The following is an 8,429-nucleotide window of genomic DNA, read 5'->3' on the forward strand; positions in this document are numbered from 1 at the left end:
GGTTCACCCGCGCGGTGCTGCTGCTCTCGCCGGTTCGGACCGGTGAGCTCCGCTGGTGTGCGCTGGCCACCCTGGCCTCGGCGCCGGGCGAGGTCGAGATCGTCGACCGCGTGTTCACCGCGGTGTTCGGCGGGGGCGTCGACCCGGCCGACTTCCGCGGCGACCGGCCGGAGCCACCTTTGTCCACAGTGGATGCCAAGAAGGCCGTGTTCTCCGTGGGGGCCGAACCCCGGGAACCGGGACGGGTGCGCGAGCTGGCGGTCGCGTCGGCGGGCAGCGCCGTGGAACGGCTGGCTTCCCGTGACTTCGGGGACCTGGAACCCGGGGAACTGGCGCTGCTGCGCGACGCGATGCGGCGGCTGCGGCTGGCGCCCCCGCCGAGGCGGACCCGCCGTAAACGGGCGACGCCCGCCGGGCGGCGCGTGGACCTGCGGGAAACCCTGCGCCGGTCCCGGCGCAGCGGCGGGGAACCGGCCGTGCTGCGCCGGTGGAGTCCCCGGTGGAAACCGCGGAAACTGGTGGTGCTGTGCGATATCTCCGGCTCCATGCAGGCGCACGCACGGGCGATGCTGCAATTGCTGGTGTGTGCGGCCGGGGGGACCCGCGCGGAGGTGTTCACCTTCGCCACGCGCCTGACCCGGCTCACCCGCGCACTCAGGGCGAAACCCGCGCTGGCGATGCGGAAGGCGGGGGAGGAGGCGCCGGACTGGGCGGGCGGCACGCGAATCGGGATGGCACTGCGGGACTTCCTCGACGGGTATGGTGCGCGCGGGATGGCACGCGGCGCGGTCGTGGTGATCGTTTCCGACGGCTGGGAAACCGGGCCCGCCGAACTTCTCGGCGCGCAGATGGAACGCCTGTCCCGGCTGGCGCACCGGATCGTATGGGTCAACCCACGCACCGCGAAACCCGGCTACCGGCCGCTCGCCGGCGGTATGGCCGCCGCCTGGCCGTACTGCGATGCCGTGGTGAGCGCCCACCGGCTCGACGCCCTCACCCCCCTCCTCGACGCCCTCGCCTAAGGCCTGTGTCGAAGTAGTTTGCGTGGCGGTGCGGGTAGCGGAACCTGACGCGGCCCCTCGCTGTGGGATCGCCTCCTCATGAATGCCAATTCAAGAGCGCTGGCAGCGCTGTTCTAGCGAGGAACCACGTCAGAACCCGCGGCGGTGCAAGCTGACGGCCCACCGCAAGCGGCTCCGCCGCTTATAAAACACCTCCAGGCGGAGGGGTCAGCCGTCGATCCAGGTGAGGGGGTCGGCGATCACCCGGGCGATCACGCTGCCCGCCGCGCCGTGCAGGGCGGCGTCCGCGCCGAGCTTCGCCTGCCGGAGGACCAGCCCGGGAAGACGGTCCTGCACGCGGCGGCGCAGTGGCTCGCCGAAGGCACCCAGCCGCCCGCCGAGCACGACGGTGTCCGGGGCGAGCAGGGCGCGCACCGGGACCAGCGCGTCGGCGAGGGCGTCGGCGGCGGCGTCACGGGCCCGGTGCGCGGCCGGGTCGCCGCGGCGGATCAGGCCGGTGACCGCGTCCTCGTTCCCCAGCAGCCGGGACGGGCCGGGACCGGCGAGGCCGGCCGCGGCCGCCATCGCGGCCCGCCCGGCGTAGCGGTCCAGGCAGCCGCGGTTCCCGCACGGGCACGGCTCGCCGCGGCGCCGCACGGGGACGTGGCCGAGGTCTCCGGCGAGGGTGAGGTCCGGGTTGAGCGGCGCGAGGCCGATCACGTCCTCCCCGCCGAGGTAGAGCCAGTCCCCGGCGGCTCCGGCCTGGTACTCGGCCAGCGCCGCGCACGCCACCTCGCCGGCCAGCCGCACGTCCAGCCCGTGCAGGTCGAGTTCCCGCAGCTGGGCGGAGACGAGCCCGATCACGTCGACGTCGCGCCAGCGCAGGGCCGGGGCCCAGGTGACCACGGGCCGTCCTCGCGGGCCCGGGGACACCGTGCCGCCGACGGTGATCCCGATGCCCGCCACCAGCCGCCCGGCCAGCGTCGCCTCCTCGAACAGCCGCCGCAGGACCGGCCGCGCGGCCCGTGCTCCTTCGGCGGCGGGGACCGCGGCGACGTCGAACCGCCGCACGTGCCGGGCCAGCGGGCGGCCGGACAGGTCGAGGAGGGCGGCGGCGGCGAAGTCGGCACCGAACTGCAGCCCCATCGCCACCGGGCCGTAGGGGTCGAGCACGAGCCGCCCGGCGGGACGGCCGGGCGCCCGGCCGGGTGCCGGGCCGAGGTCTCGCACCAGCTCCGCCGAGATCAGCTCCGTGACCAGGGCGGAGACGGTGGCCTTGGTCAGCCCGGCCCGTTCGGCCACCTCGACCCGGGAGACCGGCGCGGAGCGGGCGATCAGGTTCATCACCAGCGCGAGGTTGTGGCGCCGCATCGCCTTGGCGCCGGCGCCCACCCGGGAAGACTCCATGATTGGAAAGTTTAGTGAACTTACCAACTCTGGCGGCCCCGGCTCCCGGCCCGTTAGACACGACCCCGGCAACGACGCGAAAGGCGGTCAGCGATGGCAGAGGTCAGTTACCGGCAAGCCTCCCGGCTCTACCCCGGCTCCCCGCCGGTCCGCGCCGTCGACGCGCTCGACCTGGAGATCGCCGACGGCGAGTTCCTGGTCCTGGTCGGCCCGTCCGGCTCGGGCAAGTCGACGGCGCTGCGCATGCTCGCCGGACTCGAAGACGTCGACGAGGGCGCGATCCACATCGACGGCCGCGACGTCACGAACACTCCGCCCAAGGACCGCGACATCGCGATGGTGTTCCAGTCCTACGCCCTCTACCCGCACATGACCGTCGCGGAGAACATGGGCTTCGCGCTCAAGCTCAAGCGCCTGCCCAAGGCGGAGATCGCCCAGCGGGTCCGGGAAGCGGCGGCTCTGCTCGACCTCACGCCCTACCTCGACCGCAAGCCCAAGGCGCTTTCCGGCGGGCAGCGGCAGCGCGTGGCGATGGGACGCGCCATCGTCCGCGAGCCCGCGGTGTTCCTGATGGACGAACCACTGTCCAATCTGGACGCCAAGCTCCGCGTGGAGACGCGCGCGAACATCGCGGCGCTGCAGAAGAGGCTGGGTACCACCACGATCTACGTCACGCACGACCAGGTCGAGGCGATGACGATGGGGCACCGGGTCGCCGTGCTCAAGGACGGCAAGCTGCAGCAGTGCGACACGCCGCGCAACCTCTACGAGCGGCCCCAGAACGCCTTCGTGGCCGGTTTCATGGGTTCGCCCGCGATGAACCTCAAGACCGTCGCGCTCACCGCCGGGGGCGCGCGGCTCGACGGGCTCACCGTGCCGCTGCCCCGGGCCACGCTCGCCGCCGCCGAGGCGGCCGGGGTGGACCGGATCCAGCTCGGCGTGCGGCCGGAGTCGCTCCGCCCGGCGCGCGAGGGGGAGCAGGCCGCGAAGCTGACCGTCGAGCTGGTCGAGGAGCTGGGCGCGGACGCCTACATCCACGGCAGCATCCGCATCGGCGACACGCCGGAACGGTTCGTGGTGCGGGCCGAAGGCCGCCGCGCGCCGCAGATCGGCGAGACCGTCGAGGTGACCATCGCCGACGCGGGCGACGTGCACGCCTTCCACCCGGAAAGCGGCGAACGCCTTCCGGACGCCTGACGCGCTCGCCCGGGGTAGGGACGGCCCTACCCCGGGCCCGGGGGATCGCACGGGTGATCGAAAAGCGTCCCGCTGGTGTGATGGGCCCATGACGCAAGCGATCGCCATCGGCGACCAGGCCGGTACCGCCACCGCGGTCGAACTCCGGTCGGTCACCAGGGAATACGGCAGCGGCCAGGCGCGGGTCCGCGCTCTGGACGGGGTGAGCATCGGCTTTCCGGCCGGCTCGTGGACCGCGGTGATGGGGCCGTCCGGTTCGGGCAAGTCCACCCTGTTGCACTGCGCTGCCGGGCTGGAGCAGTGCACCAGCGGCCAGGTGACCCTTGCCGGGCACGACATCACCGCGGCCTCGGACGACCGGCTCACCACGCTGCGCCGCGGGACCGTCGGATTCGTCTTCCAGAGCTTCAACCTCGTCGGCTCGCTCACCGCCGAGCAGAACGTGGCCCTGCCGATCCGGCTGGCGGGCCAGCGCGTGTCCAAAAAGGATGTACGGGCGGTGCTGGCGGAGGTGGGACTGGGGGAGAGGCTGCGGCACCGGCCGCGTGAACTCTCCGGTGGCCAGCAGCAGCGCGTGGCGATCGCGCGGGCGATGGCGATGCGCCCGTCGGTGCTCTTCGCCGACGAACCCACCGGAGCGCTGGACTCCCACTCCGCGCGCACGGTGCTCGGCCTGCTCCGGCGGATGGTGGAGACCATCGGCCAGACCATCGTCATGGTCACCCACGATCCGGTCGCGGCGGCCGCCGCGGACTCGGTGGTGTTCCTGTCCGACGGACGGATCGTCGACCGCCTCGCCCACCCCTCGGCGCGCGAGGTCGCCGACCGGCTCGCCGCGCTGGAGGGCTGAGGCGTGTTCGAACTGTCCGTGGCCACCTTCCGCGAACGGTGGCAGCTGTTCCTCGGCGCGATCGTGACCGTCGCACTCGGCGTGGCACTGGTCCAGTCCTCCCTGCTGATCCTGCTGTCCGCGCTCGATCACGTCGAGGCGATCACGCTCCTGGCGATGACACTGGGCATCGCCGCGTTCCTGGCCGTCTTCATCGTCAGCTCCACCTTCGCCTTCACCATCGCGCAGCGGCGGCGCGATCTCGCGCTGCTGCGGCTGATCGGCGGCAGCCGCGGGCAGGTGCGCCGCCTGCTGCTGTCGGAGGCGTTGCTGCTCGGGCTGATCGGGACCGCGCTGGGCATCCCGGCGGGCATGGGCGTGATGGGGCTGCAGAGCCGCATACTGACCGGACTGGAGTTCCTGCCCGCCGCGTTCTCGCCGGAGTGGCAGGGCTGGATCATCGGGGTGTCCGCCGGGGTCGGCGTCGGCGTGTCCCTGTTCGGGGTGCTCGCCGCGTCGCGGCGCGCGGCGAAGGTGCGGCCGCTGGAGGCACTGCGGGAGAGCGGTGAGGCCGCCAGGGTGATGACCTTCTCCCGGTGGTTCTTCGGGATCCTCTTCGTGGCCGGTGCGGTCGCGCTGGCGATCGTCGCCGTGTTCGCCGGGGCGAGTGCGGCCATCCCGCTGTCGGTCAACTCCGCGGTCACCGCCGCGGTGGGGCTCAGCGCCCTCAGCCCGCTGCTGGTCCCGCTGGCGAGCCGCGTCTTCGGGCTGGTGCTCGGGCGCGGCACGCTCGGCACCCTGGCCAGGGCGAACCTGGCCGACGGGGTCCGGCGCAGTGCTTCCACCGCGGCGCCGCTGCTGGTGCTGGTCGCGCTGGTCGTGGGCCTGTCGGGCACGCTGTCCACGCTGACGGCGGCGGGCAGGCAGGAGATGGTGCGGGATCTGGACGCGGACCTGGTGGCCGCCTCCGCCCCGGCGCGGCCGGTGCCGGGCGTCGCGGTCGCCTCGACGGAGACGACGGTGCCGGTCGTCGTGGCGTTCGACAAGTCGGGCAAGCGGAAGGTGAAGGAGAAGCAGGCGCTGGTCGTGGACGCGGGGGACTACCGGCGGACACACCGGGAGGCGCCGGTGGCGGGCTCCTTCGACGACCTGCACGGGATGGCGGTGGCGGCCCGCGAGGCCGCGCTGGGGGACGCGATCACCGTGCGGATCGGGGATCGCGAGTTCGGCACTCGCGTGGTGGCGGTGCTGCCCGACTCGTTCGTGGGTGGTCCGGGTTACCTGCTGCCGCGGGATCTGGTGCCGTCGTCGCTGCTCGGGAACGCCCCGGCGCACACGATCGTGAAACTGGCGCCCGGTGCGGACCCGGCGAAGGTCGCGGCGTCGCTTCCGGGACCGGTCACCACGGTCGGCGACTGGATCGCCACCGGCTCTTCGAAGCAGGAGAAGACCAGCTCCGGGATCATGACGGTGCTCATGGGCCTGGCCGGGCTGTACTCGGTGATCGCGGTGATCAACGCGGTGGTGATCGCGGCCGCGGAGCGGCGGCGGGAGTTCGCCGTGGTCAGGGTGACCGGGCTGAAGCGGCGGCAGGTGGTGGTGATGGCGCTCGTGGAGTCGCTGGCGGTCGTGGTCATCGCGCTGCTGCTCGGCCTGGCCGCGGCTTCCGCCGCGCTGACCGGGATCACCAGGGCAACCGGGCGGATCCTGGGTACCGCGACCCTGTCCCTGCCCTGGGCCACGCTGGGCCTGGTCGTGCTGGGCGCGTTCACGGTGGTCGGCCTGACCAGCGTGTGGACCAGCATTTCGGCCACGCGGCAGGCTCCGGTCGGGCTGCTGGGCGCGCGTGAGTGACCGGGGTTCGCCGCCCGCCCGGCGATTTAGGGTAGCCTAAGTTCGAGGACGGGTGACGAGACGAAGGAGCGCGGATGGCGCAGGAGAAACCCGCACGGCGGGGCCGGCCCACGATCAGCCTACGCGTGCTGCGGACCGAGCGGCTGACCCCGCACTTCGTCCGCATCGTCGCCGGTGGCGAGGGGCTGGCGGCCTTCACACCGAACGGGTTCACCGACGCCTACGTCAAGGTCCTGTTCCCGGTGCCCGGCGTGCGCTATCCCGAACCGTTCGACCTGGACACGGTCCGGGCGAGCCTGCCGCGCGAGCAGTGGCCCAAGCAGCGCAGCTACACCGTGCGCTCCTTCGACCCGGTCGCCGGGGAACTGGCGATCGACTTCGTGCACCACGGTGACGAGGGGATCGCCGGGCCGTGGGCGCGGCGGGCGAAGCCCGGGGACGAACTGCTGTTCACCGGGCCGGGCGGGGCGTACGCGCCCGGCACCGAGGCCGACTGGCACCTGCTCGTCGGGGACGAGAGCGCGCTGCCCGCGATCGCGCTGACCCTGGAGGGGATGCCCGCCGGGGTTCCGGTACGGGTGTTCCTCGAGGTGGACGGGGCCGAGGACGAGCAGCCGCTGGTCACCAAGGGCGACGCGCAGATCCGCTGGATCCACCGCGGCGCCGGGGAGGACCTGGTGACCGCGGTGCGCGCGATGGACTCCCCGGGCGGCATCGTGCAGGCCTTCGTGCACGGCGAGGCCGGGTTCGTCCGGCAGTTGCGCCGGTACCTGCTCGGCGAACGCGGGCTGCGCCGGGACCTGCTGTCGGTGTCCGGGTACTGGCGGCGCGGGGCGACCGACGAGCAGTGGCGCGCCGAGAAGGCCGCCGAGCGCGCCCTCGAAGAGGACCGCCGCGACGCTTGACGCGGGGCCGCGTGGCAGCGACAGTGCCCATCATGGCGACGGAGCTGAAGGTGGACGTCGAACCGGCCGAGGCCGGGTTCGACGCGGACAGGCTGGCACGGATCGACCGGCATTTCGCGCGGTACGTCGACGAGGGGCTCCTTCCGGGCTGGCTGATCGCCGTGGCCCGCCGGGGCCGGATCGTGCACCTGTCCCACCACGGGTACCGGGACGTCGAGGCCGGGCTCCCGGTCGAGACGGACACCCGGTGGCGGATCTATTCGATGACCAAGCCGGTGACCTCGGTGGCGGCGATGATGCTGTACGAGGAGGGCGCCTTCGACCTCACCGACCCGATTTCCCGGTGGCTGCCGGAGTTCGCCCAGCCCCGCGTCTACGTCAAGGGATCGGCGCTCAACCCGCTCACCGAACCGGCCACCGAACCGATCCGCGTCTGGCATCTGCTGACGCACACCGCGGGACTGACCTACGGGTTCCACCACGGTCACCCGGTGGATGCGATGTACCGGGCCGCGGGCTTCGAATGGGGCGCGCCCGCCGGGATGGACCTCGCGGCGTGCACCCGGAAGTGGGCGGAGCTGCCCCTGATCTGCCAGCCGGGCAGCGAATGGAACTACTCGGTGTCCACCGACGTGCTCGGGCGCCTGGTCGAGGTCGTGTCGGGCCGCAACCTCGACGAGTTCTTCGCGGAGCGGATCTTCTCGCCGCTGGGCATGGACGACACCGGGTTCTGGGTGGAGGGCGAGGCCGCCGAACGGCTCGCCGCGCTGTACGTGCCGAAGCCGGGCACCCGCAAGGCGGTGCGCAACGACGCGTTCGGCCAGACGGGCCGCTCCCGCCCCGACTTCCTGTCCGGCGGTGGCGGCCTGGTGTCGACCGCGGCGGACTACCACCGGTTCACCCAGATGCTGCTCAACCGCGGGGAGCTCGACGGCGTCCGCCTGCTCAGCCCGCGCGCGGTCGCGCTGATGGCGAGCAACCACCTGCCCGGCGGGGTGGACCTGGAGGCCTACGGCAGGCCGCTGTTCGCGGAAATGCCGTTCCACGGGCACGGGTTCGGCCTCGGGTTCTCCGTGCTGATCGACCCCGTCAAGGCGAAGAGCCTGGCCAGCGTCGGCGAGTTCGCCTGGGGCGGCGCGGCCAGCACCGCCTTCTGGGTGGATCCCGCCGAGGAGGTCACCGCTCTGTTCTTCACGCAGCTGCTGCCCTCCAGCACCCACCCCGTCCGCCAGGAAC

Annotated in this window: 7 protein-coding genes; 6 read left to right on the plus strand and 1 reads right to left on the minus strand. The window is 73.0% G+C overall.

The annotated features are described in order from the left end of the window. On the plus strand, positions 1 to 1,022 hold a 1,022-nt coding region (locus FNH05_RS25410), incomplete at its 5' end, for a vWA domain-containing protein (RefSeq protein WP_144591228.1). A gap of 207 nt (positions 1,023 to 1,229) precedes the next feature. Here FNH05_RS25410 and FNH05_RS25415 read toward each other — a convergent pair. Continuing rightward, a complete protein-coding gene (locus tag FNH05_RS25415) occupies positions 1,230 to 2,408 on the minus strand; it encodes an ROK family transcriptional regulator (protein ID WP_246127938.1) in 1,179 nt (392 codons plus the stop codon). 93 nt (positions 2,409 to 2,501) lie between these two features. Between FNH05_RS25415 and FNH05_RS25420 the strand changes: the two genes are divergently transcribed. From FNH05_RS25420 to FNH05_RS25440, 5 genes are all read left to right on the plus strand, one after another. Then, positions 2,502 to 3,605, plus strand: coding sequence for an ABC transporter ATP-binding protein (locus tag FNH05_RS25420; protein ID WP_144591229.1), 1,104 nt, complete (start codon positions 2,502 to 2,504; stop codon positions 3,603 to 3,605). An 88-nt stretch (positions 3,606 to 3,693) separates the two neighbouring features. Next, a complete protein-coding gene (locus FNH05_RS25425) occupies positions 3,694 to 4,455 on the plus strand; it encodes an ABC transporter ATP-binding protein (protein WP_144591230.1) in 762 nt (253 codons plus the stop codon). Between the two features lie 3 nt (positions 4,456 to 4,458). Further along, positions 4,459 to 6,288, plus strand: a complete 1,830-nt coding sequence (locus FNH05_RS25430; RefSeq protein ID WP_144591231.1) for an FtsX-like permease family protein — start codon at positions 4,459 to 4,461, stop codon at positions 6,286 to 6,288. 74 nt (positions 6,289 to 6,362) lie between these two features. Beyond that, on the plus strand, positions 6,363 to 7,193 hold the full coding sequence (locus tag FNH05_RS25435) for a siderophore-interacting protein (protein WP_144591232.1): 831 nt from the start codon (positions 6,363 to 6,365) through the stop codon (positions 7,191 to 7,193). 32 nt (positions 7,194 to 7,225) lie between these two features. Beyond that, a partial coding sequence (locus FNH05_RS25440) for a serine hydrolase domain-containing protein (protein ID WP_144591233.1) occupies positions 7,226 to 8,429 on the plus strand: 1,204 nt, incomplete at its 3' end.

Source organism: Amycolatopsis rhizosphaerae (assembly GCF_007713715.1).
In the GTDB taxonomy this organism is placed as follows: Bacteria; Actinomycetota; Actinomycetes; order Mycobacteriales; family Pseudonocardiaceae; genus Amycolatopsis_E; species Amycolatopsis_E rhizosphaerae.